The sequence below is a fragment of the Brevundimonas sp. UBA7838 genome (assembly GCF_002500885.1).
GTDB lineage: Bacteria > Pseudomonadota > Alphaproteobacteria > Caulobacterales > Caulobacteraceae > Brevundimonas > Brevundimonas vesicularis_C.
In genome coordinates, this window is the sequence record NZ_DLTK01000128.1 from 72,014 (window position 1) to 97,169 (window position 25,156).

26 protein-coding genes are annotated in these 25,156 nt (G+C 66.5%); 6 read left to right on the top strand and 20 right to left on the bottom strand.

Annotation, left to right across the window (positions count from 1 at the left end):
* Positions 1 to 20: 20 nt before the first annotated feature.
* The 12 genes from B3T77_RS13105 to folK form a co-directional block, all read right to left on the bottom strand.
* Positions 21 to 1,259: a serine hydrolase domain-containing protein gene (locus B3T77_RS13105; protein ID WP_292080155.1), complete on the bottom strand. Its 1,239-nt coding sequence runs from the start codon at positions 1,257 to 1,259 to the stop codon at positions 21 to 23.
* Between the two features lie 15 nt (positions 1,260 to 1,274).
* Entirely contained in the window at positions 1,275 to 2,222 is a 948-nt protein-coding gene (gene era, locus B3T77_RS13110; RefSeq protein WP_017503839.1) for a GTPase Era, read from the bottom strand.
* Positions 2,219 to 2,929, bottom strand: coding sequence for a ribonuclease III (rnc, locus tag B3T77_RS13115; RefSeq protein WP_292080156.1), 711 nt, complete (start codon positions 2,927 to 2,929; stop codon positions 2,219 to 2,221). The genes era and rnc overlap by 4 nt, the downstream gene beginning before the upstream one ends.
* Entirely contained in the window at positions 2,929 to 3,822 is an 894-nt protein-coding gene (lepB, locus tag B3T77_RS13120; protein WP_292080157.1) for a signal peptidase I, read from the bottom strand. The genes rnc and lepB overlap by 1 nt, the downstream gene beginning before the upstream one ends.
* A gap of 55 nt (positions 3,823 to 3,877) precedes the next feature.
* Positions 3,878 to 4,279 carry a holo-ACP synthase gene (gene acpS, locus B3T77_RS13125; protein WP_055753631.1) on the bottom strand — a complete coding sequence of 134 codons (402 nt, stop codon included), beginning with the start codon at positions 4,277 to 4,279 and terminating at the stop codon, positions 3,878 to 3,880.
* Positions 4,276 to 5,016 carry a pyridoxine 5'-phosphate synthase gene (locus B3T77_RS13130; RefSeq protein WP_292080158.1) on the bottom strand — a complete coding sequence of 247 codons (741 nt, stop codon included), beginning with the start codon at positions 5,014 to 5,016 and terminating at the stop codon, positions 4,276 to 4,278. Before B3T77_RS13130 ends, acpS begins: the two co-directional genes overlap by 4 nt.
* A 4-nt stretch (positions 5,017 to 5,020) precedes the next feature.
* Positions 5,021 to 5,605 (bottom strand): orotate phosphoribosyltransferase, encoded by a 585-nt coding sequence (gene pyrE / locus B3T77_RS13135; RefSeq protein WP_292080159.1) that lies wholly within the window; start codon positions 5,603 to 5,605, stop codon positions 5,021 to 5,023.
* A 50-nt stretch (positions 5,606 to 5,655) separates the two neighbouring features.
* A complete protein-coding gene (locus B3T77_RS13140; protein ID WP_292080160.1) occupies positions 5,656 to 6,414 on the bottom strand; it encodes a TIGR00730 family Rossman fold protein in 759 nt (252 codons plus the stop codon).
* On the bottom strand, positions 6,411 to 8,570 hold the full coding sequence (locus tag B3T77_RS13145) for a RelA/SpoT family protein (protein WP_084140306.1): 2,160 nt from the start codon (positions 8,568 to 8,570) through the stop codon (positions 6,411 to 6,413). The genes B3T77_RS13140 and B3T77_RS13145 overlap by 4 nt, the downstream gene beginning before the upstream one ends.
* Positions 8,571 to 8,704: 134 nt before the next feature.
* The gene (gene rpoZ, locus B3T77_RS13150; RefSeq protein ID WP_017504892.1) at positions 8,705 to 9,064 is read right to left on the bottom strand and encodes a DNA-directed RNA polymerase subunit omega; all 360 of its coding nucleotides are present in this window, start codon (positions 9,062 to 9,064) and stop codon (positions 8,705 to 8,707) included.
* Between the two features lie 84 nt (positions 9,065 to 9,148).
* Positions 9,149 to 9,586 (bottom strand): cupin domain-containing protein, encoded by a 438-nt coding sequence (locus B3T77_RS13155; RefSeq protein WP_292080161.1) that lies wholly within the window; start codon positions 9,584 to 9,586, stop codon positions 9,149 to 9,151.
* A gap of 44 nt (positions 9,587 to 9,630) precedes the next feature.
* A complete protein-coding gene (folK, locus tag B3T77_RS13160; RefSeq protein ID WP_292080162.1) occupies positions 9,631 to 10,200 on the bottom strand; it encodes a 2-amino-4-hydroxy-6-hydroxymethyldihydropteridine diphosphokinase in 570 nt (189 codons plus the stop codon).
* Here folK and B3T77_RS13165 point away from each other — a divergent pair.
* The gene (locus B3T77_RS13165) at positions 10,199 to 10,735 is read left to right on the top strand and encodes an NYN domain-containing protein (protein WP_292080163.1); all 537 of its coding nucleotides are present in this window, start codon (positions 10,199 to 10,201) and stop codon (positions 10,733 to 10,735) included. The two genes, folK and B3T77_RS13165, sit on opposite strands and share 2 nt — an antisense overlap.
* Complete coding sequence (locus B3T77_RS13170) at positions 10,732 to 11,370, top strand: uracil-DNA glycosylase (protein WP_153921868.1); 639 nt, start codon at positions 10,732 to 10,734, stop codon at positions 11,368 to 11,370. The genes B3T77_RS13165 and B3T77_RS13170 overlap by 4 nt, the downstream gene beginning before the upstream one ends.
* A 3-nt stretch (positions 11,371 to 11,373) precedes the next feature.
* Here B3T77_RS13170 and smpB read toward each other — a convergent pair whose 3' ends face one another.
* Positions 11,374 to 11,847, bottom strand: coding sequence for an SsrA-binding protein SmpB (smpB, locus tag B3T77_RS13175; RefSeq protein WP_055809902.1), 474 nt, complete (start codon positions 11,845 to 11,847; stop codon positions 11,374 to 11,376).
* Positions 11,847 to 12,731: a 4-hydroxy-tetrahydrodipicolinate synthase gene (dapA, locus tag B3T77_RS13180; RefSeq protein ID WP_174085086.1), complete on the bottom strand. Its 885-nt coding sequence runs from the start codon at positions 12,729 to 12,731 to the stop codon at positions 11,847 to 11,849. Before dapA ends, smpB begins: the two co-directional genes overlap by 1 nt.
* A 125-nt stretch (positions 12,732 to 12,856) precedes the next feature.
* Between dapA and B3T77_RS13185 the strand changes: the two genes are divergently transcribed.
* Complete coding sequence (locus B3T77_RS13185) at positions 12,857 to 14,917, top strand: lytic transglycosylase domain-containing protein (RefSeq protein WP_292080164.1); 2,061 nt, start codon at positions 12,857 to 12,859, stop codon at positions 14,915 to 14,917.
* Here B3T77_RS13185 and B3T77_RS13190 read toward each other — a convergent pair.
* From B3T77_RS13190 to B3T77_RS13205, 4 genes are read right to left on the bottom strand one after another with little or no spacing between them, the layout of a single operon-like run.
* Positions 14,911 to 15,666 carry an ABC transporter ATP-binding protein gene (locus B3T77_RS13190; protein ID WP_271041157.1) on the bottom strand — a complete coding sequence of 252 codons (756 nt, stop codon included), beginning with the start codon at positions 15,664 to 15,666 and terminating at the stop codon, positions 14,911 to 14,913. The two genes, B3T77_RS13185 and B3T77_RS13190, sit on opposite strands and share 7 nt — an antisense overlap.
* On the bottom strand, positions 15,663 to 16,652 hold the full coding sequence (locus tag B3T77_RS13195) for a FecCD family ABC transporter permease (RefSeq protein WP_292080165.1): 990 nt from the start codon (positions 16,650 to 16,652) through the stop codon (positions 15,663 to 15,665). Before B3T77_RS13195 ends, B3T77_RS13190 begins: the two co-directional genes overlap by 4 nt.
* Entirely contained in the window at positions 16,649 to 17,449 is an 801-nt protein-coding gene (locus B3T77_RS13200; protein WP_292080166.1) for an ABC transporter substrate-binding protein, read from the bottom strand. Before B3T77_RS13200 ends, B3T77_RS13195 begins: the two co-directional genes overlap by 4 nt.
* A complete protein-coding gene (locus B3T77_RS13205; protein WP_292080167.1) occupies positions 17,446 to 18,075 on the bottom strand; it encodes a TetR/AcrR family transcriptional regulator in 630 nt (209 codons plus the stop codon). Before B3T77_RS13205 ends, B3T77_RS13200 begins: the two co-directional genes overlap by 4 nt.
* Before the next feature lie 204 nt (positions 18,076 to 18,279).
* On the opposite strand from B3T77_RS13205, the gene B3T77_RS13210 reads away from it, so the two are divergent.
* Genes B3T77_RS13210 through B3T77_RS13220 form a run of 3 tightly spaced genes read left to right on the top strand, consistent with a single transcriptional unit; the run spans position 18,280 to position 21,332 of the window.
* Positions 18,280 to 19,596: a glycosyltransferase family 2 protein gene (locus B3T77_RS13210; RefSeq protein WP_292080168.1), complete on the top strand. Its 1,317-nt coding sequence runs from the start codon at positions 18,280 to 18,282 to the stop codon at positions 19,594 to 19,596.
* Positions 19,597 to 19,614: 18 nt separating this feature from the next.
* Positions 19,615 to 20,526, top strand: a complete 912-nt coding sequence (locus B3T77_RS13215) for a class I SAM-dependent methyltransferase (protein ID WP_292080169.1) — start codon at positions 19,615 to 19,617, stop codon at positions 20,524 to 20,526.
* Positions 20,523 to 21,332, top strand: a complete 810-nt coding sequence (locus B3T77_RS13220) for a TrmH family RNA methyltransferase (RefSeq protein WP_292080170.1) — start codon at positions 20,523 to 20,525, stop codon at positions 21,330 to 21,332. Before B3T77_RS13215 ends, B3T77_RS13220 begins: the two co-directional genes overlap by 4 nt.
* Here B3T77_RS13220 and B3T77_RS13225 read toward each other — a convergent pair.
* Positions 21,329 to 22,606 (bottom strand): MFS transporter, encoded by a 1,278-nt coding sequence (locus B3T77_RS13225; RefSeq protein WP_292080171.1) that lies wholly within the window; start codon positions 22,604 to 22,606, stop codon positions 21,329 to 21,331. The genes B3T77_RS13220 and B3T77_RS13225 overlap by 4 nt on opposite strands.
* Before the next feature lie 56 nt (positions 22,607 to 22,662).
* Positions 22,663 to 25,089: an ATP-dependent helicase HrpB gene (gene hrpB / locus B3T77_RS13230; RefSeq protein WP_292080172.1), complete on the bottom strand. Its 2,427-nt coding sequence runs from the start codon at positions 25,087 to 25,089 to the stop codon at positions 22,663 to 22,665.
* Positions 25,090 to 25,156 lie beyond the last annotated feature (67 nt).

Consider the following 25,156-nt stretch of genomic DNA (forward strand, 5'->3'; position numbering starts at 1 on the left):
CCGGGAAACAGTCGGACGCCTCAGCGCGCCAGCGTGGTCGGAAACTCGTGGCCCAAGGCCTCGGCCATCGCCTGCTGGCTGATCAAGAAGACCTGGTCACGCAGGTGATAGTTGTTGGACAGGACGATCACCGTCACGTCGGCGTCCGGCTGATAGAGCATCAGGTTGCGGAATCCGCCCCAGCTGCCGGTGTGATAGATCTGGCGGTCCTGGAAGCTCGGCCGCACCTGATCGCCAAGACGGTTGGCGAAGATGCCGAAACCCCAGTCCCGACGTGGATGGCTGCGCTCGTTCGGCTTGGTGTCGGCCGGCGCGTGGTCAGCCAGCATCTGCTGATAGCTGGCGGGGGTCAGCAGGCCGCCGCGGTGCAGCGCCCTCTGCCAGACCAGCAGGTCGTCCAGCGTCGAATAGACCGCGCCGGCGCCCGCCACGATAGAGGTGTTGGCGTTCGGCTGGGCCGCCAGACCGCCGGGGAAGTTGGCGTAGCCCATGATGACGCCGTGATCGCCGCCATCGAGATCAAGCCCGCTATCCTTCATGCCGAGAGGCTTGAAGAAGGTCTCACGCATATAGGTCTGAAAGGGCTTGCCGCTGGCCTTTTCGACGATGGCGGCGGCTAGATTGAAACCGGCGTTGTCGTACTGAACCTTGGCGCCCGGCTCGAACTGAAGGCCGAACCGTTTCGAATCCTCGGTCAGTTCGTCCAGCGTCGCCGGCGTCGTGCGGCGCATGCCCCAACCGGGCCGCGCCATCAGGTCGGGGATGCCCGAGGTATGAGATAGCAGATGGCTGATGCGGATCGCCGCCCAAGCCTGCGGACAAGGCTGAATCCATTTGCAGACCGGATCGGAGACGTTCAGCTTGCCCTCGTCCTGAAGCTTCAGGATCGCCGTCGCCGTGAACTGTTTGGAGATCGAGGCCAGGCGGAAGCGCGAGCCCAGCGCCAGCGGCTGATTCTGCTCGTAGTTCGCCTTGCCATAGACCTGGCGGAACAACACCCGGTCGCCCTTGGCCACCAGAACCGCGCCCATGAAGCGCCCTGAAGCAGCTTCGCGATCCAGGCGCGCCGCGAGCTGCGGTAAGTCCTGAACTACGACCACGGGTGGTCGCGGCGGCGCATCGGCGCGCTCGGTCGCCAGTTCCACATCGGTCTTGGGCGCCACGGCCGTGGCGATGCCGCCCCAGACCGCGCCGCCAAGGATCAGCGCCCCGAGGACGCCCAGAACGAGCCGGGGATGCCCCCCGGCGGTACGCGGCACATCAAACACAGGAACTCAGACGTCGAAATCCAGACCGAACTGGGCATATAGGGCGCGGCTGTCCTGCCATTTCGGATCGACCTTGACGGTCAGGAACAGGTGCACCTGACGGCCGAGGATTTCGTTCAGCTCCTCGCGCGCCTTCTGGCCGATCCATTTCAGCGTCTGGCCCCCCTTGCCCAGGACGATGGGCCGCTGGCTCTCGCGCTCGACATAGATGGTCTGCTCGATCCGGGCCGAGCCATCGGCGCGGTCCTCGAAACTGGTGGTCTCCACCGCCGCCGAATAGGGCAGCTCCTCATGGACGCGCAGATAGACTTTCTCGCGCGTGATCTCCGCCGCCAAAACCCGCACCGGCACATCGGCGGCCTGATCTTCGGGATAGAGCCACGGGCCCTTGGGCATGGATAGGGCTAGACGCTGCTTCAGGTCCTCGACGCCATCGCCATTGGCCGCTGAGATCATATAGACCTCGGAATAGACGCCGCTTTCGAACAGCTTCTGAGACAGCGCCAGCAGGGTGTCGCGGCGCATGCCGTCGATCTTGTTCAGCGCCAGAACAACCTTGGTCCCGGTGGCCTGCAGGTTGGCGATGATGGTCTCGGTGTCCTCGGCCGAGCGACGATCGGCCGCCGTGCCCTCACGGCCTTCGGCGTTGATGTGCGACTGGGCGTCAATCAGGTGAACGACGATGTCCGCATCTTCCGCACCGCCCCAGGCCGAGGCGACCATGGCCCGGTCAAGGCGACGACGTGGTGTGAAGATGCCGGGCGTGTCCACCAGCACGATCTGGGCGTCGCCTTCCATGGCGATGCCACGCACGGGGAAGCGCGTCGTCTGCACCTTTTGCGTGACGATCGAGACCTTGGACCCGGTCAGCCGGTTCACCAGCGTGGACTTGCCGGCGTTGGGTGCGCCGATGATGGCGGCAAAGCCTGCGCGCTGGTTTTCGATATCGGTCAAATGACGCCTTCACGTTTGAGGAGAGCCGTTGCGGCCGCCTTCTCCGCCTCCTGACGCGAACGCCCTTGCGCGGTCAAGGGCTGCACGTCCTGCACGGACACTTCGACGGTGAATGTCGGCGCATGATCCGAACCCGTCCGATCGGCGACGCGATAGGTCGGCAGCGGCCGCCCCAACCCTTGCGCCCATTCCTGAAGCGCCGATTTCGGATTGGTCACTGTGCGGGATGGCGGCGCCGACAGTTCGTCGGACCAGGCCCGTTCGAACACGGCCTTGGCGGCATCCAGCCCGCCGTCCAGATAGACCGCCGCCAATATGGCCTCGACCGCATCGGCGATCACGCCGGCCTTGCGGCGCCCGCCGGTCTTGGTCTCGCCGGGCGATAGCCGCAGCGCGGGCCCGACGCCCAGGGCTTCGCCCACGCGGGCGCAGGCGCCCTTGTCGACCAGGGCGTGCAAGCTGGACGAGAGTTGGCCTTCATCCGCCGTCGGAAACTGAGCCGACAGGTGCTCGGCGACCAGCAGACCCAGCACCCGGTCGCCCAGGAACTCCAGCCGCTCGTTGTCGCGTGGACCGTGGATGCCGACCGGCGCTCCCTCACCCACGCTGGCATGGGTCAGGGCGCGCTCCAGCAGGGCCTTGTCGTTGAACCTGTGTCCCAGGCGCGTTTCCAGCGCCGCGACCGCTTCGGCTCTCAGATTGGCCATCAGTGCAGAACGTTGAAGAACCGGTCGAGCCGCACGTTGAACCAGCTGACCGGGTTCCACAGCGACGAACCGGGCTTCCACGAGAACAGGATGATCTGCGCCTTGCCGATCAGGTTCTCGGCCGGGACCATGCCCACGCCGCTGGACTGTTCGACACGGCTGTCGATCGAGTTGTCGCGGTTGTCGCCCATCATGAAGTAGTGACCGGCCGGGACCTCATAGACGGGGGTGTCGTCCAGGTCGTTTCCGGGACCGAAGTCCTGGGTCATGAAGCTCTTGCCTTCCGGCAGGGTCTCGCGGACCTCCGTCACCGGGCGCGGGCCGAAGATGTCGTTGATCTCCTGCTCGCTGACCACGACATCCTGCACCGGCTTGTCGTTGATATACAGCTTGTTGGCGATCATCTGGATGCGGTCGCCGGGCAGGCCGATCACGCGCTTGATGAAGTCGGTCTTGTTGTCGCGCGGCAGTTTGAACACGACGATGTCGCCGCGCTTGGGCGCCGAGCCCATGATCCGCCCGTCGAACAGCGGCGGGCTGAACGGAATCGAGTGTTTGGAGAAGCCATAAGACCACTTCGAGACGACGATATAGTCGCCTTCATACAGGTTCGGCTCCATCGACGCCGACGGAATGGTGAAGGGCTGGAACAGGAATATCCGCAGCACCATCGCGATCAGCAGGGCGAAGACGATGGTCTTGAAGATTTCGCCGGTCTCGCTGGCCGCCGAGGTTGCCTTGCCGCCGCCCTTGGGCGTCTTGGCGTAGACCTTCTGGTTCGCCGTCGTGGGCTCCTGCACCGACTTGATCGGAGCGTCCGCTTCCGAGGCCGCAAATCGTTCTTCGGGCGTGGCGTCGCGATTGGCGTCGTCGGGCTTTTGGTCTTCGCTCATGCAATCAGGCATCCTCGCCGCGTCCGCGCGGTCATCGCGCACGCCTATAACCTGATTACGACTGCGGCAAGGCTTCGATCACCACGAAGGCGAGCGCATAGGGATGTTCGTCGCTCAGCGTCAGGTGGATTTTCACCTCGTGTCCGGGCGGCGTCAGACGCGCCAGATGCTCAGCCGCATGCCCGGTCAGCGCCATCGTCGGCTGACCCGAACGCAGGTTCACCACCCCCATGTCGCGCCAATAGACATCGGCGCGCATGCCGGTGCCCAAGGCCTTGGCGCAGGCCTCCTTGGCGGCGAACCGTTTGGCATAGCTCCAGGCCGGGTCCGGCTTCCGGTCTGAACGGGTGCGTTCCAACTCGGTGAAGCAGCGGGTCTTGAAGCGATCCCCGAACCGATCAAGAGACGCCTGGATGCGACGGATGTCCGACAGATCCGCGCCGACGCCAATGATCATTTGGCCGCATCCATCGCCGCTCGCATCCGGCGGATCGCCCCGTCCAGGCCGATGAAGATCGAGTCGCCGATCAGGAAATGACCGATGTTGAGCTCGCGGATTTCCGGGATCGCCAGCATGCGCGGGGCCGTATCGTAATCCAGCCCGTGGCCTGCATGGACCTCAAGGCCTAGGATGTCGGCTTGGGCGGCGGCTGCGGCGAGGCGTTCGAACTCGACCTCCCGCTCTGCCGGATCGGTCAGGTGGCAGTAGCGACCGGTGTGGAATTCGACCACCTGCGCGCCGACGGCGGCGGCGGCCTCGACCTGCGCTTCGGACGGTTCGATGAAGAGGGAGACCCGGATGCCGGCGTCCGCCAGGGCCTTGACCACAGGCGCGATCCGTCCTTCGTGACCCGCGACCGCCAGACCGCCTTCGGTCGTGACCTCCTCGCGCCGCTCCGGCACCAGACAGGCGGCGTGCGGCCGGTGGCGCAGGGCGATGGCCAGCATCTCCTCTGTCACCGCCATTTCCAGGTTCAGCGGCTTGCCGGCGCGGGCGCATAGGGCGCTGAGCACGTCGATATCGGCGTCGGTGATGTGGCGGCGGTCTTCGCGCAGGTGCGCGGTGATTCCGTCTGCTCCGGCCGCCAGCGCCGCCTCGGCCGCGCGCGCCGGATCGGGATGCGTCCCTCCCCGCGCATTTCGCACCGTGGCGACGTGGTCGATGTTGACGCCCAGCCTGACCCGTTCGCGCATGGCTCTACTTCGACAATCTGCGGCTGCCGGGATCTTCCACCGGAAGCGCGGCCAATTCAGGCGGAAGAGCGTCGGCCGGATAGGCGGGCACGTCCAGCGACGCCAAAGCGACCAGCGGCACACCCACATCCGCCTTGCCGCCCGAGCGATCGACGATACAGGCGGCGGCGATCACCTCGCCCCCGGCGGCCTGGATGGCGGCGATGCATTCGCGCGACGACAGGCCGGTCGTGACGATGTCCTCGACCATGACGACCTTCTCGCCGGGCTCGACCGAGAACCCGCGACGCAGTTTGAACGCACGACCCTCGCGCTCGACATACATCGAACGGACCTTCAGGTGTTTGGCCGTCTCGTAACCCGGGATGATGCCGCCCACGGCCGGTGAGATCGCGACATCGACCGGGCCGACCGCAGCAGTGATCTTGTCCGCCAGCGCCTTGCACAGCCGCTCGCAGCGCGCCCCGTCCATGAAGACAAGATTCTTCTGAAGGAAGACCGGGCTGTGCAGACCCGACGACAGGACGAAATGGCCTTCGCGCAGGGCGCCGGCGTCGCGAAACTCGTTGAGGACGTCTTCAGTGTTCATGACAGGGTTCTAGACCCGGATCGCGCGCGGATGAACCCTGCGGCGACGCTTCATTCGATGTTTTCGTTCGGCCGCAGCCCGCGCGCGAGCAGTTCGGCCCAGACGCCCTCCGCGTCCTCGGCGAAACCGATCAGGTCCAGGTCGGAGGCCGCGATCATTCCATATTCGACCAAGGCGTCGAAACCGATCACCGAGGTCCAGTAGGCCTTGTCCACCAGAACGACCGGAACCGGCGGCGCCTTCTTCGTCTGGCGCAGCGTCAGCATCTCGAACATCTCGTCGAAGGTGCCGAAGCCGCCGGGAAACACCACCAACGCATTGGCCCGCATCGCCAGATGCATCTTCCGCATCGCGAAATAGTGGAAGCGGAACGTCAACTCCGGGGTCGAATAGGCGTTCGGCTCCTGCTCATGCGGCAGGGTGATGTTGAACCCGACGGATGGCGCGCCTGCGTCCACGGCGCCGCGGTTGGCCGCTTCCATGATGCCCGGGCCGCCGCCGGTGGCGATGACATTGTCCCGGGGTTCGCCGACGCGACCTCGCAAGGCTCCGCCGCGCTCGGACGCCAGTCGGCCAAAGGCGCGGGCCTCGTCATACCAACGATGACCTTCGCGGACGCGCGCGCTGCCGAAGACGACGAGGGTCGAACGCACGCCCCAGGCCCTCAACGCCTCCTCGGGCTTGGCGTATTCCATCAGGAATCGCACGCCTCGCATCGAATCGCCCAGCAGGAAGTCCTGATCCATCGCCGCCATGCGATAGGACGGCGAGGCCATCTGCGCCGCGTTAGGCTTTATCGGGTCGCTCATTCGCCGCGCGCGCGCTCGACGGAATCGACCGACGGATTGGCCCTCAGCGCCGCCATGATCGTGGTGGCGTGCTTGGCGTCTTCGACCTCGACATCCACGTCAACGTCGAAGAAGTCCTGCTGACGGTGCGCCATCGACAGGTTGATGATGTTGCCGCCGGCCTCGCCGATCAGGGTCGTGACCTGACCCAGCACGCCTGGCGCATTGCGGATCGTCGCGCGGATCCGGGCGGCGGCGACCGCGTCCGTTTCGGCCTGAGGCGTCCATTGCAGATCATGCCAGACCGAATCGTCATCGGCGAAGGCGGCCAGGGTCTGGCAATCGATGGTGTGGACGGTCAGGCCAGATTCGGGCTCCAGAATACCCACGATCCGGTCGCCCGGAACGGGCGTGCAGCATTGACCGAAGTGTACCGACACGCCGGGAGTCAGCCCGCCGCCGCGCACGAACAGCCGCGCCTTCTCGCCCTCGATGCGCTGCTTCTCGGGCCCGGCCTTGAGGCGTCCCTTCAGCGCGGGGAACAGGATTTCGGCCGCCGTCGTCGGCGACAACCTCCCGCGTCCCAGGCCTTCGAACAGGTCGTCGTCGCTCGCGACCGCCAGCAACTCCAGCACCGGCTTCAGCGACACGTCGGTCAGAGTCTTATCGACCCGGCCCAGGGTTTGATCCAGTGCGACGCGGCCCAGCTTGATGAACTCTTCGCGCTCGGAGGTGCGGATATGGCGGCGAATGGCAGAGCGCGCCCGGCCCGTAACCGTCAGGCTGCGCCAGTCGGCAGGCACTTCGCGCTTGGAGCCGCGAATGATCTCGACCACGTCGCCGTTCTGGAGCGGCGTCCGCATGGGCTTCAACTCGCCATTGACCTTGACCCCCACCGCCGTGTCCCCGACCTCGGTGTGGACGGCATAGGCGAAATCCAGAGGCATTCCCCCGCGCGGAAGGGTGACAAGTTGCCCCTTCGGCGTGAAGACGAAGACCTGGTCCAGATACATTTCCAGCTTGGCGTGCTCGACCCAGTCCTCGCCGCCCTCGCCATGCTCGATCACTTGAACCAGGTGGCGCAGGTTCTGGAGCGGGTCACGTCCGCCGCCCTGCTCCATCGCCTCACGGTCGAAGCCATAGGAATGGTTCTTGTAGCGCCAGTGGGCGGCGACCCCGTCCTCGGCGATCCGGTCCATGTCCTCGGTGCGGATCTGCATCTCGATCCGCAGCCCCCGGGGGCCGACGACGGTCGTGTGCAATGAGCGATAGTTGTTCGACTTGGGCGTCGAGATGAAATCCTTGAACCGCTCGGGCACCATCGGCCATTCGCGGTGGATCACGCCCAGCGCGCGATAGCAGTCGTCCTCCGCCTCGACGATGACGCGGAAGCCGTAAATGTCGGACAGGGACGAAAAGCCGACCGACTTGCGCTGAAGTTTGCGCCAGATCGAATAGGGCGTCTTCTGCCGGCCATAGACATTGGCCTTCAGGCCCGCCTCGGACAGGACGCGCTCGACTTCGCTCGCCACGCCGTCGATGGCGCGACCATGCTCCAGCTTCAACGCCTCCAGTCGCCGCTCGATGGCGGTCTTGGCCGTCGGGTTCAGATGGGTGAAGGCCAGCTCTTCCAGCTCGGACGCGATCGAGTGGATGCCGATCGACCGTCCCAGGGGCGCATAGACTTCCAGCGTCTCGCGGCTGATCCGCTCGCGCTTCTCCGGCTTCACGAACTGGAGCGTGCGCATATTGTGCAGACGGTCGGCCAGCTTGACCAGCAGCACGCGCACGTCCCGGCTGATGGCCAGAATGAACTTGCGCAGGTTCTCGGCCTGGCGCGTGTGTTCGGCCTGAAGCTCCAGCCGCGACAGCTTGGTCACGCCCTCGACCAGGACCGCAACCTCTTCGCCGAACATGCCGGCGATGTCGTCGCGTGTCGCCGATGTGTCCTCGACCACGTCATGCAACAGGGCGGTGACGATGGTGGCGGTGTCGAGCTTATAGTCGGTAAGGATCCCCGCGACCTGGATCGGGTGGGCGAAATAGGGATCGCCCGAGGCGCGCAACTGCGAACCGTGCATTTTCATCGCATAGACGTAGGCGCGGTTCAGAAGCGCTTCATCGGCGGTAGGGTCATAGGCCTTGACGGCCTCGATCAGCTCAAACTGACGCAGGATCGGCGCGCGCTTGGGCTGCGGCGCGGGATCGACGAGCGCCGTCTGGGGGTCGTTTTTGTTTGCAGCTTGGGGCGCCGGCGGAACCGTTTCGGTCCGCGCCGGCAGGATAGTGACGCCAGGGGCTCCCTCGGGCGTCAGTACCGCTCCTCCTGACCGCCGTCGCGGTCGCTTTGCAGGGCGCGGATCAGTTCCGCCTCGGCCATGTTCATGTGCTGCGGCGAGGCCAGCAGGGCGACCGTTTCGGCCTCATCCTCGGCTTCCGTCCGCTCATCGACGCGTTGCAGCGTGGTGATGATGGTTTCGCGCAGTTCGTCCGGCACGACGGTATCGTCGGCGATTTCGCGCAGGGCGACGACAGGGTTCTTGTCGTTGTCGCGGTCGATCGTCAGGGCGGCGCCGTTGGCGATGCTGCGGGCGCGGTGGCCGGCCATCAGCACCAGACCAAAGCGGTTCGGAACCTTCTCGATGCAGTCTTCGACGGTGACGCGGGCCATGGAATTCCTCGAACGCGGGGGAGAACCGCGTCAAATACAGATGAGGACGGGTTTTTGCAACGCCACAGGGGCGGAAGTTGGGCGTCAGTCGGTCCGACGCGCCAACGGGTAGGCGATGATCAGCACCAGATCGTCCTCGCCCACCTGCTGAATGCCGACATTGCCGCCATCGTAAAGATAGGCTGTGTCGCCGGCCTTCATCCGGGTCGTCACGCCGTCCGTGGTGACATCTCCTTCCCCGCTGACGACATGATAGACCTCGTCGTGCGCGATGACGTGCAGCCCGATAGACGATCCTGGATGCATGATGCGCTTTCTGAACTCCATCGATCGGTTCGGTGCCATGCCCGAAATTCGATAGGCCGTGCTCATCCCCGTGCCGTTGTGCGGTGGCGGCTGGCGCACCATCGTGTCCGCCTCATGAATCACCAGACCCACGCCCATCGGCGGTGAAGCTGGTGCAGGATGCAATTCCTGAACTGACGTTGACAAAAGCACGGCGGCGAAGGCGAGGCTGAGCATGACATGTCTCCCGGTGTCAGCCGGATCAGCTCACGAACAGTTGCCTACTTCAATGGGTGCGCATCGCGACCGACCGACGCGGCTTGGCCTAGATTTTCGGCGCTCGCGCGCTTGGTAGGGTGCACCCATCTCGGCGCGATCTCGGCGATGGGGCCCATGACAAACCGTCGCTCGGCCGCGCGGGGATGGGGCAGGATCAATCCCTGCAGATCACCGCTCAATCGTCCGTAGGCGATAAGGTCCAGATCCAGCGTCCGCGGCGCATTGCGCACCGACCGCTCGCGGCCGAACCCATCCTCGATCCGGCCGAGCGCCGCCATCAGCGCATGCGGATCGTGTTCTGTGCGGACGATGACCACGCCATTCAGAAAGGCGGGATCGTGCGGATCGGGCCAGGCCATTGATGACCACCACGACGAGCGTGCGACGACATCGATCCCTTCGCTACGAAAACGCGCGAGCGCCGCCTCCAGCGCTTCGGTGCAGCACGACCAAGCCCCCTTGTCATTGCAGCCCAGGGCCACAATGACTGCATCATTCAGGTCGAACCGGTCATCGATTCCGACGGCGACCGCGCGATCCGATTTTTCATCTATTACGACGGCTTCGACCATGTTTTATCCCACCGACCGGCTGGCGATCTTCATCGACGGCTCGAACCTCTACTCCGCCGCCCGCGCCCTGCAGCACGACATGGACTTCCGGCGGATGCTGGACTGGTTCCGCGAGAGGTCCATCCTGACCCGCGCATACTACTATACGGCCGTGGTCGAGGGCGAAGAATTCTCGCCGGTGAAGCCTCTGGTGGACTGGCTCGACTACAACGGCTTCTCGGTCGTCACCAAGCCGGTGAAGCGGTTCACGGACAACAGCGGCCACAGCCGGATCAAGGGCAACATGGACATCGAGATCGCGGTGGACATGCTGGAGCTGGCTCCGCACATCGACCATGCGGTGCTGTTCTCCGGCGATGGCGATTTCCGGCGAGTGGTTCAGGCGATCCAGGCCCGGGGCGTGAGGGTCACGGTCATTTCGACCCAGAAGACCCAGCCGCCGCATATCGCTGACGAGCTGCGTCGTCAGGCCGACGCCTTCCTGGACCTGAACGATCTGATGGCCGACTTCGGCCGCCCAAAGGCCGCCCAATGACCTTGACGCCCGAACCGCCCCGCGACTGCCCCCTATGTCCGCGCCTGGTCGCCTATCGTCAGGAGAATGCACGCCAGAATCCAGACTGGTGGAACGGGCCGGCCGCCTCGTTCGGCGATCCGAACGCGCGTCTGCTAATCGCCGGCCTCGCGCCCGGCCGTACCGGCGCCAACCGGACGGGACGTCCCTTCACCGGCGATCACGCCGGCTGGCTGCTGTACGACACCCTGAAGAAGGCCGGCTTTGCGCAAGGCCATTACGATCCCAACGGCGACGATGACCTGACGCTGACGGACTGCATGATCACCAATGCGGTCCGATGCGCTCCGCCCGGGAACAAGCCTCTGCCGATCGAGGAGACGACCTGCCGTCCCTTCCTGATCGACCGGCTCAAACTGCTGCCGAATCTGAAGGTGATCGTGACCCTGGGCGACGTCTCGCGCCGCAATATCTTGAAAGCCTTCGGACGGCCTGCGTCAGCGATGCCGGCGGGTCACGGGGCGCAGGGCGAAGCCGGCGGCTACGTCATTCTGAACAGCTATCACTGCTCCCGGCTGAACACGAACACCGGTCGCCTGACGCCGCAGATGTTCGAAGACATCTTCGCGCGCGCCCGAACCCTGATCGAGTCCTGAGTCTCAGCCCTTGTCACGCATCAGGCGGGCCTTATCGCGCTGCCAGTCGCGTTCGGCAGAAGCCTCGCGCTTGTCGTGCAGCTTCTTGCCCTTGGCCAGCGCGATCTCCAGCTTCGCCTTGCCTGCATCGTTCAGGTAGAGCTTCAGCGGAATGATGGTCTGACCGTCGCGCTGGACCGCCCCCATCAGCTTGTCGATCTGCTTTCTGTGCAGCAGCAGCTTACGCGGTCGGCGCGGCTCGTGGTTGAAGCGGTTTGCCTGCTTGTACGGCGGGATATCGGCGTTGATCAGCACGATCTCGCGCCCCTCCACCGCCGCATAGCTTTCGGCGATATTGGCCCGGCCGTCGCGCAGCGCCTTGATCTCGGTGCCCAGCAGCTGGATCCCGGCCTCGATATTGTCTTCCAGGAAATAGTCGAACCGGGCGCGGCGATTTTCGGCGATGACCTTGGATTTCGATTGCGGCTTGGGCGCCATCAGATGACGCCCGCCGCCGCCATGGCGCGGTCGATAAGGGGTTTGACCGCATCGGAGGTCGGCGACAGCGGCAGACGCGCCTCCTCATTGCACAAGCCAAGCTTGGCCAGGGCGTACTTCGTCGGCGCGGGCGAGTTGTCCAGGAACAGCGCCTTGCACAAACTAATCAGTCGGTCCTGCCAGTCGCGTGCTGTCGCATAATCTCCGGCGGTCATCGCATTGTGCAAGGCGACCATGGCCTCGGGCGCGACATTGGACGCCACCGAGATCAGGCCGACGCCGCCATGGGCGTGGTAGCCGAGATAGCTGGGGTCGTCGCCCGAGATCAGGTCGAACTGGCCATCGATGTTTGCGCGCATCCAGCTGACGCGGCTCATGTCGCCCGTGGCGTCCTTGATGCCGACGATGTTGGCGTGGGCCGCCAGCCGCGCCACTGTCTCATTGGACAAATCTGCCCCCGTGCGGCCCGGCACATTGTAAAGCAGGATCGGCAGTTGAACCGCGTCGGCCACCGCTTCGAAATGGGCTGCCATGCCCGCCTGGGACGGGCGAATGTAATAGGGCGTCACGATCAAAGCCCCATCCGCGCCCACCGTCTTGGCGTGGCGGGTCAGGTCGATGGCCTCCTTGGTATAAGGCGATCCGGTACCGGCGATGACGGCGATGCGCCCGGCCGTCAGACGCACGCACAGTTCGATGACGTGTTTGTGCTCATCCAGATCCATGCTGGCGCCCTCGCCCGTCGTGCCCATCGGGACGACGCCGTGAACCCCTGCGGCGATCTGACGCTCGAGCAGTTTGGCGAATGCGGCTTCGTCCACGTTTCCGTCACGAAGTGGTGTGATCAGGGCGGTGATCACGCCCTTGAACAAGGGGGCGTTCATGAGACTAAGCTGGCCTGCGTGGGGAGTGACGATGGACGGATGTTCATCGCCTTTGCAATGAGCGCGGGACGTTAGGTCGCCAGCGGCTCCGCCGCAACCGGGATTGAATGGGAACAGGACAGATCATGATCGCGACCAGTCTGGCGGCGGCCCTCGCCGTCCTTGCGCCGAACCCGCAGGACGTCCTGCCTACCAAGCCTGTGCCCTATGCTTCGGCGTCCTCGTCCGTCCCCGGCTATTCGGCGACCTATCAGGGCCGCGTGCTGAGCGATCAGGACACGGCGCTGTTTCGTCAGGGGCTGGCGGCGGCCCGTGCGCGCGATGTGTTCAGCGCCCAGTCCGCTATGTCGCAGATCAGGGACGCCTCGGCTCGCAAGCTGGTCGAATGGGCGCTGATCGACACCTCGGGCGAGCAGTTGTCCTACTCGGACCTCGCGCGCGGTCAGGCCGATCTGGCGGGATGGCCGCGCGGCGAATCGCGACGCGCCGCCGCCGAAAAGGTGCTGGACCGGTCCGGCATGGGCGCGGACGCCGCCTTGGCCCTAATGTCTGACGGAAAGCCGACGACGGTCGAGGGGGCCATCGCCTACGCCTCCGCGCTGCAGCAGCGCGGCCGCCAGGATGAGGCCCGCGCACTCGTCCGCGACTGGTGGCGCACCCGCTCCTTCGATGACGCGCCGCAGTCGCGTATCCTCAGCCAATGGGGCTCCTGGTTGACCCCCGCCGATCACGAGGCGCGGCTGAATATGCTGCTGCTAGGTCCGCACGGACCGGCGACGCGCAGCATGATCAATCTGGTCTCGCCCGATCGCGCCGCCATAGCCAACACGGCGATGACCCTTCGTTCGGCCTACAGCCCCGACGCCGTCATCGCCAATCTGACGCCGGCCCAGGCCGCCGATCCGGCGGTCGTGCTGGAGCGCGTTCGCCTGCTGCGATCGCAAAACCGGCAATCCGAAGGCTTTGCGCTGCTGGCCAATCTTCCGCCGGCGCCGGGCCACACGACCGGCGACAACACCCTGTGGAGCGAGCGCCGCAACTACTTCCTCGACGCCCTGCAACAGGGCAACTGGCGCGCGGCCTATGACGCCATGAACGGCCACGGCTTCACCTCGGGCGACCGGATGGTGGACGCCGAGTTCTTCGCCGGTTGGGTCGCCCTGACCAAGCTGAACCAGCCCGAAGTCGCCGCCCGCCATTTCGAAGCCCTGCGCACGGCCTCATCCACGCCGATCACTCAGGGCCGCGCCTACTATTGGTTGGGTCGCGCCGCCGAGGCGCGCGGCGAACGCGACGCAGCCCTCGCCTACTATCGCAACGGCGCCCAGCACTGGCAGACCTTCTATGGTCAGTTGGCGGCCGAGAAGGCGGGGATGACCACCCTTCAGTTGCCGGGGGAACCTGTGCCTTCACAGGCGGACATCGCCCGCTTCGAAGGCAATGAGATCGTCCGCGCCACGCGGATTCTGGGCGAGACCGGCGAGATGAGCTTGCTGCGCGTTTTCGCCTATCAGCTGGACAATGACCTGCCGACCATCAACGACCTGGCCCTGCTGATGGACCTGTCGCGCGGCTATGGCGAGGGTTTCACCGCCATGATGGTGGGCCGCGCCGCCAGCCAGCGGGGCTTCGTCATGCCCGAGCGGATGTATCCGGTCCGCGTCCCGCCCCAGGTCGCCGGCGCCGCGCCGCTTGAGTTCACCCAGGCGATCACGCGCCAGGAATCCAGCTTCGATCCCCGCGCCCGCTCCGGGGCCGACGCGCGCGGCATGATGCAGTTCCTGCCGTCCACCGCCTCGGGCGTCGCCCGCCGTCTGGGCATGAGCTATTCCGCCGAGCAGTTGTGGGATCCCGACTACAACATGACCCTGGGCAGCTATCACCTGGGTGAGCTGATGGCCGCGAACAACGGCTCCATGCTGCTGGCGACGGTCGGCTACAACGCCGGACCGGCACGCCCCAGCCAGTGGATCGCCCGTTGCGGCGACCCGCGCGGCGATGCGATCAAGACCATCGACTTCATCGAGTGCGCGCCCTTCACCGAGACGCGCAACTATATGATGCGGGTGATGGAAAACATGGCGGTATACAAGGCCCGCCTGAACGGCGGCACGGCCCCGCTGACGCCCTCGGCCGACATCTCGCGCGGATCGGCGGCGGGCGCGCGGCCCTATATCGCCTATTGAGCCCGGCGGGCCGCCAGCAGCGGCCCGTTCGGCCCCTCGATCCACGCGCCGTTCAGTCCGAAGACCTCGCGCAGGACGGCGGGCGACAGGGCCTGGATCGGTGGCGCGTCGGCGACGACCCGGCCCTGACCAAGCACGACGATGCGATCCGCCACGGCTGCAGCCAGGGTCAGGTCGTGAAGGCTGACCAGCACCCCTGCCCCATCGTCAGCGCGCGCCCTCAGGCGCTCTAGCACCAGACGCTGCGCATCCGGGTCCAGCCCCGCGATCGGCTCGTCGGCCAGCAGCAGCGGCGCATCGACGACAAGGGCGCGGGCCAGCAGAACCCGGGCACGCTCGCCGCCTGACATCTCTGCAACGCCGCGGTCCGCCAGATGACCAGCTCCGACTTCTTCCAGAGCGGCTCGCGCTCGCGCCAGCGCATCCGCGCCCGACAGAAACGGCGCGCCGAGGGCTGCCACCTCTGCCGCCGGCAGATTCCATGCGATGCGCCGTTCCTGCGGCAGATAGGCGACGCGTTCCGCCCGCTGGCGATGGGACAGATCGACGATGTCCGCGTTGCCCAACCTGATTTGTCCGCCGGTCGTGGCCAAGAGGCCCGCAGCCGCGCGGATGGCGCTGCTCTTGCCCGCGCCGTTCGGCCCGCACAGGGCCACGACCTCGCCCGCCGCGACCGACAGGCTCACCCCATTTAGCACGACGGCCTTGCCTAGGCGTGCTTGAACCTTCTCCAGCGACAACAGGCTCACAGCCGCCACTCCCGCGCCGCTCGCCACGCGATCAGGGCGAACAGGGGCGCGCCGATCAGGGCGGTGAACACGCCCAGCTTCAGCTCCTGGTCCGTCGGCGTCAGTCGCGCCAACAGGTCCGCCACGATCAGCATCAGTCCCCCGGCCAGCGCCGAGGGCGCCAAAATCCGTTTCGAATTGCCGCGCACCGCCTCGCGCACCAGATGTGGTGCGGCCAGACCCACGAACCCGATGACGCCCGCCACCGCCACCGCCGCCCCTGTGGCCAAGGCCGCCGCGATCAGGGCGAAGGCCCGCAACCGTCCCATATTCAAGCCCGACGCCGCCGCACTCTCGTCGCCCAGGGTCAGCATCCGCAGACCGGCGCCCGACAAGGCAGCAAAGCCCCCCGCGACGATGACGGCCGGCGTCACCCAGGCCACATCGACCCAGCTTCGGTTCTGCACAGATCCCAGCAGCCAAGACATGACCTCGGCCGAGGCGATGGGCGATGGCGACAGGTTGAAGATCAAGGCCGTCGCCGCGCCTGCGAAACTGGACAGCGCCACCCCGAACAGGATCAGGGCCTCGGGGGCCCGCATGACCCTGGACGCCACGATCAACAGTCCGCCCGCCAGGGCCGCGCCCGCCAGGACAGACACCTCGACCAGTCCTGGAACGGCCGCAGCGCCAAGCACGATGGCCAGCGCGGCGCCCAGGGCCGCCGTCGCCGACACGCCCAGCACGCCGGGATCGGCCAGCGGATTACGCAACAGCCCCTGCATAACCGCCCCTGCCAATCCCAAGGCCGCGCCGACGATCAGGGCGCACACCGCGCGCGGCGCTCGCACCCGCCACAGCACCTCGGCCGGACCGGATGTCGGATCGCTGAAGGCAGCCGCATACTGATCGCCGCTGAACGCCGTCTCGCCGGCCAGCACCGCCAGGGCCAGCCCCGCGACGATCAAGCCGATCAGAACCAGGCATAGCCGAACCGTTCTGTTCACGGCCGCCCCTTGGCCATCATCTCAACCGCGTCGGCGGCGAACCACGCGGGGCAGGTCAAGGTCGCGGCAGGCAGGCGCGCAGCCGTCCGGCCCTCGGCCGCTCGCGCGACAACCGGATGCCGCCCCGGTCCGCGCAGGTCGGCGCGCAGCTGATCGAAGAAGCCGAGCACAAATCGCACCGGCGGATTCATCGCGATTCGCTCGACACTGAGCGCGCCAAAACCGGGCGCGGCCGACAGATTTCTAAATCCGGCCGCCCGCATCATCGCATCCATCAGCGTGCCTGGGCCCGCGGTGAAGCCCCCCGATGTCAGATACACGGCCCCCGGCGCCTCACCCACGCGCTCCGCCGGCGTCGCTTTGGCCAACTTCCCGTCCATCTGTCGCTCTAACGCTTGTCCGCGCTCAGCCTGTCCCAGATCCCGCGCCACAGTCCGGATATTCCGTCGTACGCCCTCCAGATCAATCGCATCATCGATTGTGACCACCTTGACGCCTCGCTGCGTCAGCGCGGACAGCAGGCGCGGCTCGCCGCCCCAGTAGCGCACCACGACGTCAGGCTGAAAACCCACGGCGGCCTCAAGAGTCGGACGCAATCGCTTGTGACCGACCGCCTGCTGACGCAGCCAGGCGTCCGGATCGTCGGCACGGGGCGACAGCGCGAGGTCCGCGTCCGGCGCCAAGGCCAGCACATATTGATCCGCGCATTGATCCAGCGCCATGATCCGTAAGGGCCGCGCCTCAGCCACGCTGCTGCTGAACGCCAGAGCCGCCAAGGCGACGCAGATTCGCTTCATCCTTCGATCAGACCGGCGAATAGGGCGTCCAAAGTCGTGCGAACCAGCGCCTGCCGATCGGACCACGGGAAGTAGGGCTTTGTGATCATGAGCGACACGATGCCGTGCGCCGCAGCCCAGATCGCCTGGCCGATCGTGGCGGGATCGCCTTTCATGCGTCCGGCCGTCACGGCGTCGCCGACGGTCGCTTCCAATGCCGTGAACAGGCTGGAGCCGAGCTCGCGCGCCGCGTCCTGGGCGCCCTCTCGCGCCTCGACAGGTCGCGTCAGATAGATCAGGCGATAGGCGTTGGGATGGGCGAAACCGAAGTCGATATAGCCCTCGATCATCCGCCGCAGCCGCTGCTCTGGCGGCGCGGCCTCATCTGCGACGGCGGCGTTTGATGCGATCAGCCGCGCAAAGGCGTTACGGCAGATTTCCTGCAGGATCGCGCCCTTGTCCGGGAAATGCATGTAGAGCGCCGTCGACGACAGCCCGACCTCGTCCGCGATCTTGCGAATCGTCGCGCCTTCATAGCCGTGCTCGACGAAGATGCGCTCGGCCGCCGCCAGGATTTCGCCCCTCCGCGAGTGGCCTTCGCCCTTGGGCTTTCGGGTCGTGCGCGAGGCGTTCGAAAGTTCAGACAAGCCGCTGCTCCGGGTGAGGCGCCCTGAATAGCGACAATCCGTCCCGGACGCCAACCGACTTGCAGGACAAGGTTGTTTCAAATACCGATTAGGGGTGGTGGCGCTTTGGGGGCGGATGCGGTGAAGGATTGGGCGCATCCAAGGATTAGGCCCCGCCGAAACGGCGCCTCACGACGTACGCCGAGCGGTTTCCAGGTCACGACCTTGATCCTGCTTACGCTGACATCCGCCGTGGCGCTAATCCGCTGGCCCCAAACCGCTCTCACCGTCGCCCTGGTGTTGTTCCAAGCCGCGTTCGTCGTGTGCGCGCTGTGGAAGGCCGTCATCGGCATAGCCAGCCTGCGACGCCCTTCGCCCGCTGCTCGTCCGATCGAATGGCCGCGCTACACCATTCTGGCGGCGCTTTATGACGAAGCTGCCGTGGCGCCGCAGTTGATCGCTAACCTCAGCCGGATCGACTATCCGGCGCACAAGCTGGAGGCCTTCATCGTGCTGGAGGCGCATGATGAGGCCACCCTGGCCGCAGCCCAGGCGACGTCCAAACCGCCGTGGCTGAAAATCCTGATCGCCCCTCCTGGCAGCCCCCAGACCAAGCCGCGTGCTTTGAACTACGCCTTGGGTCACGCGCGGGGCGATCTGGTCACCATCTATGACGCAGAGGACCGACCGCATCCGCAACAGCTCCGCCAGGCGGCGGCGCGTTTCGTCGCCCAGCCCCGCCTGGGTTGTCTTCAGGCGCCACTTCGCATCCGTGGATCCGGCAAGCCTGGCTCCTGGTTTCTGGATCGGCAGTTCGCCTTTGAATATGCGGCCCTGTTCGAAGTGACTCTGCCGGGCATGGCGCGGCTGGGCCTGCCCTTTCCGCTTGGCGGCACCAGCAATCATATCCGCATGACGGCGCTGCGTGGCGCAGGCGGCTGGGATGCGCACAATGTCACCGAGGACGCCGACCTGGGCTTTCGCCTGTGGTCGATGGGCTGGAAGCTCGGCGTCATCGACAGTCCGACGTGGGAGACGCCGCCGGGCGCGATGGACCGGTGGCTGCCCCAGCGCACCCGGTGGCTGAAGGGTTATATGCAGACCTGGGGCGTGCATACGCGGCGTCCCAACGCCTTGGGCCGGCGCGGAATCTTGTCGCTGGTCATGACCTTGGGCGCGGCGATCCTTTCGGCGGCCGCCCATGCGCCGACGCTGGCCTGGCTGGTTCTGGCTATCGCCGTCTGGGCTCTGTCCGGCGTCTTGCCGCCTTTGCCCGGAGGCTCGCTAGGCGTGCTGGCCGTGGGCGTCATCGCCGCCTGGATGAGCTGCGCGGTCGGAGCACGACGCGCCGGGCTCGATTATCGGCTGGGCGATGTGCTGGCTGCGCCGGCATACTGGGCGCTGCTCAGCCTCGCCTTTGTCCATGCAGCCTGGCGGCTGGCGGTCGAACCGCACGTCTGGGACAAGACCCCGCACGATCGCGACGATCAGATGCCGGAATTGACGGTCGTGGCGCTGGACGCTGGACGCGAGGCGGCCTGAGCGCCTATCAGCCCGACGATGGCGCCCGTCCTTTCCAAAACTCCCGAAACGCTCGTGACATTCGGCTGGTCCGACTATGCCCTGCTGGACAGCGGCGACGGCAGGAAGCTGGAGCGGTACGGCCGCTACACCGTCGTTCGGCCCGAGCCGCAGTGTTTCTGGTCGCCCCGCGATCCGAAAGCCTTCGAAAGCGCGACAGCGACGTTCGATCCGCAGCAGGAAGAGGAAGACAGCGGTCGCTGGCGGTTCGACAAGCACGGCCCCATCGACGCCTTCCCGTTGAAATGGCGCGATGTGAAGTTCACCGGCCGCTTCACCCCCTTCCGCCACCTCGCCTTCTTCCCTGAACAGGCGGCCAACTGGGAATGGCTGGACGGACGGGTGCGTGACTTTACACGTTCAGCCGGCCGCGCGCCGAAGATCCTGAACCTGTTCGGCTATACCGGCGTCGCCAGTCTGGCCGCGGCCGCCGCAGGCGCAGAGGTCACCCATGTCGACGCCTCCAAGAAGTCGGTCGCCTACGCGCGCGAGAACGCCGAACAATCGGGCCTGGGCCAGCATCCGATCCGGTGGATTGTCGAGGACGCCCGCAAATATGTCGCCCGCGAGGTCCGTCGCGGCTCTAAATACGATGGCGTCATTCTGGATCCGCCCAAATACGGGCGCGGCCCTACGGGCGAAATCTGGCGCCTATTCGAGGACATGCCTGGTCTGCTCAAGGACTGCGCGGCTCTGCTTGCGGACGATGCCGATTTCCTATTGCTGAACGCCTATGCGGCCCGCGTTTCCGGCCTGTCCCTGGCGCATTTGATGGTCGAGGCGACCCAGGATCGCGGCGGCCGGATCGACTGGGGCGAACTGGCCCTGTCCGAAGACGGCCCGGACGCCCGCGCCATCGGCCTGTCCTTCTTCGCGCGGTGGAGCCGATGAGCGCCCGAGACGAATATCGCGTCATCACCTCCCTGACCAACGACACGGTCAAGGGCGTCCGCGCCCTGCATATGCGCAAGGAACGCGACCTGACCGGCACCTTCCTGGCTGAGGGTTTGAAGTTCATCGGCGAGGCGCTTGACCAGGGGCGCGCGCCCCGGATGCTGCTGGTCGGCGAGAACGCCCGGCCTCATCCGTTGCTGGACCGCGCCAAGGCGGCCACACTTAAAGCCGGCGGCGACATCATCGTCGTCACCCACGCCATCCTCGAAAAGATCAGCCGCCGCGACAATCCGCAGACGGTCTTGGGCGTGTTCGAGCAGGCCTATGCGCCTCTCGACAGCCTGAACCCCGCCTCGGCCCCCTGCTGGGTGGCGCTGGAGCAGGTGCGCGATCCCGGCAATCTGGGCACCATCATCCGCACGGCCGACGCGGCGGGCTGCGGCGGCGTCATCCTGATCGGCGATTGCGTCGATCCCTATTCGGTCGAGGCCGTGCGCGCGACCATGGGCTCGGTCTTCGCCGTCTCGATCACCAAGACGACGCCCGAGGCTTTCCTGACCTGGCGCAAGACCTGGCCCGGCAGCGTCGTCGGAACCCGACTGGACGCCAAGGTCAGTCACCGCTCAGCCGTCATGCAACGGCCGTCGCTTATCCTGATGGGCAATGAGCAGGCAGGACTGACTGACGACCTGGCCGCCGCCTGCGACGTCAACGTCAAGATTCCAATGCGCGGCCGCGCCGACAGCCTGAACTTGGCCATCGCCACCGGCATCATGGTCTATGCCGCGACGGACGAAGCCTAGCGCTGCTCCTCCGGCGCCACTCGGCCCATGCCCCACAGGGCCGCGATGGTGACCAGGGCCGAAATCGCCAGATAGCCGCCGACGGCTCCCGGCCCGAACCGCTCTGCCAGCTTCAGCGCGATGTAGGGCGCAAGCGATGCGCCCAGGATGCCCGCCAGATTGAAGGCCATCGACGCGCCGGTGTAGCGCACCGCTGTCGGGAACGGCCGCGCCATGGCCGCGCCGATGGGGCCATAGGTGCAGCCCATCAGGGCGAACCCCAGCGCAAAGAAGATCAGCAGGCCGCTGAGACCGCCCCCGAACAGCGGTGCGAACAGAAAGCCGAACAGGCCGATCCCGACCGAAGAGGCGATCAGCACCCTGACCTGCCCGTATCGATCCGCCAGCAAGGCTGTCACCGGTATGAAGGCGGCGAAGAACAGCACGCCGATCAACTGGATGGGCAGGACGTCAGCCCGCGCCAGCCCCATTCCCGTCGTCGCCCAGCCGAGTGCGAAGACGGTCATCAGATAGAACAGGGTGAAGGTCGTCACCCCGCTGAACGTCCCCAGAACCAGCGCCGCCTTGTGATGGGCGAACAGGGTGACGGCCGGCGCCTTGACCCGTTCGTCGCGATCCACCGCCTTCTGAAACTCGGGCGTCTCGGTGATCTTCAGCCGCACCCACAGGCCGACGAACACCAGCACGGCGCTCGCCAGGAACGGAATGCGCCAACCCCAGCCCTCGAACGCGGTCTCGCTCATCGTCGACGTCAGGACGATGAAGGATGTGGTGGAGAGGATGAAGCCGATGGGCGCGCCCAGTTGGGGGAACATGCCGAACCAGGCCTTCTTGCCGGGCGGCGCATTCTCTGTCGCCAGCAAAACCGCCCCGCCCCACTCGCCGCCCAGACCCAAGCCTTGGCCGAACCGGCACAGGGCCAGCAGCAGAGGTGCCAGCAGGCCGACCTGCTGGTGGGTCGGCAACAGGCCGATCGCCACGGTCGACAGGCCCATCGTCATCAGCGCCGCGACCAGCGTCGCCTTGCGCCCCACCCGGTCCCCAAAATGCCCAAAGGCCAAGGCGCCGATGGGCCGCGCGAAGAAGGCGATGGAGAAGGTCGCGAATGACGACAGAAGCGCCGTCCCCGGATCCTCGCCCGGGAAGAACAGCGTCGGGAACACCAAAACGGCCGCCGTGGCGTAGATATAGAAGTCGAAGAACTCGATCGTCGTGCCGATCAGGCTGGCGAACAGCACGCGGCCGGTGGAGTTCTTCGGCAGGACGTCGGACATCTTCTTCTCCCGGTTGTCCCAGCGATGCCCGTTTCCCTCCCGCCGCGTCAAGGCGATCAGGTACCGCGCGGCTTGACCCGGTTCGTCGCTTGCGCCTCGGCTGGGTTTTCTGGCCACGGATGACGGGGATAGCGGCCGCGCATCTCCGCACGCACCGCCGCCCACGAGCCCGACCAGAAGCGTGGCAAGTCTTTGGTGACTTGCACCGGCCTTCGCGCCGGCGACAACAGGGCGAGGGTCAACGGCACGCCGCCGACGGTCGGATGCGTCGTCACGCCGAACAGTTCCTGCACCCGAATATCCACGCGCGGCCCGCCCTCGGCGGCATAGTCGATGGCCGCCGAGCCCAGCGGCGTGACCAGACGCGGGGGCGCCAGATCGTCCAGCCGCCGCTGCAGGTCCCAAGGGATCAGCCCGCGCAAGGCCTCGGCCAGACGACCGTCAGCGATCCCATCCAGCGATTTCGCCCCTTCCAGCAGGGGCCACAGCCAGTCCTCACGCGCCGCCAGCAGGGCGTTATCCGACACATCAGGCCAAGCCGGGTCGCGCGCGTGCAGGAAGGCCAGCCGTGCGCGTAAACCCGAGGCCTGCTCGCCCCATTTCAGCGCGCCCAACCCATCCGCCTCGATCTCGGCCCGAAGGGCGGCGATAAGGGTCTTCGCATCCGGCGCGCCGACGACCTTTTCGTCCAGCACGATGGCCCCAATGCGCCGCGAGCGCCGGATCACCGATCGCCCAGACGGTTCGCGCGCCAGCCGGTCGTCCGTCGAGATCAGGCGCGCCAAATCTCTGTCGATCCGGTCCGCCTCCAGCGCCGCCGCCAGTCGCACCCGGTCGCGCGTATCGCCGCCGCCAAGATCGGCGATCGCCAACCAAGGCTCACGCGCCAAATGGTCGGTCGCCTCCAGCACGGCCCCTCTCCCGCTGGCGAGAAGGTATTCACCCGCCTTGCCCCGCGCCTTTGCGATCCGCTCGGGAAAGGCCTCGGCCAGCAGCAGTCCAGGATCGATCGTCCGTCCCGATCCGCCGCCCGCCGCGCGCGCCCAGCGCTCCGCCAGCTTGATCGAATCGCGCGCTCTCTGCGTCCGATCGCGCTCCAGCCCGATCAGGCGATCCGCCAGATCGACGCTCGATCCGCCAAGACCCGGCTCGCTCAACACCGCCGCGATCCGTGCGCCCATCATCGCATCGCCGGCGTCGGACGCCACGGCCACCATATGCGCCAGCCGCGGCGACAGCGGGATCTTCGTCAGGCGCAGCCCGTGTTTCGATAGTCTGCCATCGGCATCCAGCGCACCCAACCGTGTCAGCACCTTGCGCGCCTCAGCCATGGCTCCGGCCGGCGGCGGGTCGAGCAGGGCCAGCCCCTCCGACGAGCGTGCGCCCCACCGGGCCAGGTCCAGGGCCAGTCCGGTCAGGTCCGCCTCCTGGATTTCCGGCCGCTGATGCGGGACTAGCCCGCGCGTCTGTTCCTCGTCCCACAGGCGGTAGCAAACGCCCGGCTCGGTGCGCCCGGCCCGGCCGCACCTCTGTTCCGCGGAGGATCGGCTGACCTTGACCGTCGCCAGCTGGGTCAGGCCGCTGGAGGGTTCAAATCGCGGCACGCGCGACAGGCCGCCGTCTATCACGACCCGCACGCCTTCGATGGTCAGACTGGTTTCCGCGACCGAGGTCGCCAGCACCAGCTTGCGCCGCCCCACAGCCGCCGGTTCGATAGCCCGGTCCTGTTCGGCCCGGTCCAGTCCGCCGTACAGGGGCACGACATCGATGTTCAGTAGCCGCAGCCGCTCGTTCACAAGCCGAGCGACCCGATGGATTTCACCCTGCCCTGGCAGGAAGACCAGCACCGACCCCGTCTCCTCGCCCAGGGCCGTTAGACAGGCCCGCGCAACAGCCTCTTCGAACCGTTCGGACGGATTGCGGCCCAGATACCGGGTCTCGACCGGCCAGGCCCGTCCTTCGGCCTCGATCACTGGCGCGCCGTCGAGCAGGCGCGAGACCCCGACCACGTCCAGCGTCGCCGACATGACCAGCAGCCGCAGATCCTCACGCAGCAGTTTTTGCGTGTCTCTCGCCAGCGCCAGCCCGAGATCGGCGTCCAGGCTGCGTTCGTGGAACTCGTCGAACAACACCGCGCCCACGCCCTCCAGACCCGGATCGTCCAGAATCATGCGCGTGAAGACGCCCTCGGTGATGACCTCGATGCGTGAGTTCGGCCCGATTCTGCTCTGCAGTCGGGTGCGATAGCCCACCGTCCCGCCCGGCTGTTCACCCAAGGTCGCAGCCATCCGGTCGGCCGCCGCCCGTGCGGCCAGGCGTCGCGGCTCCAGCACCAGCACCTTGCCCTCCAGCCAGGGCTGATCCAGCAGGGTCAGCGGCACGACCGTCGTTTTGCCCGCACCCGGCGGCGCCGCCAGAACGGCCGTATTGCCCGCGCCCAGGGCGGCTTTCAGCGGTTCAAGAACGGCGTGGATGGGCAGCATGCGTCGCCTCTAGCCTACCGACGTGTGATCACGAAAGCGTCGTCGCGCTTTAACCACCCCGTCATGC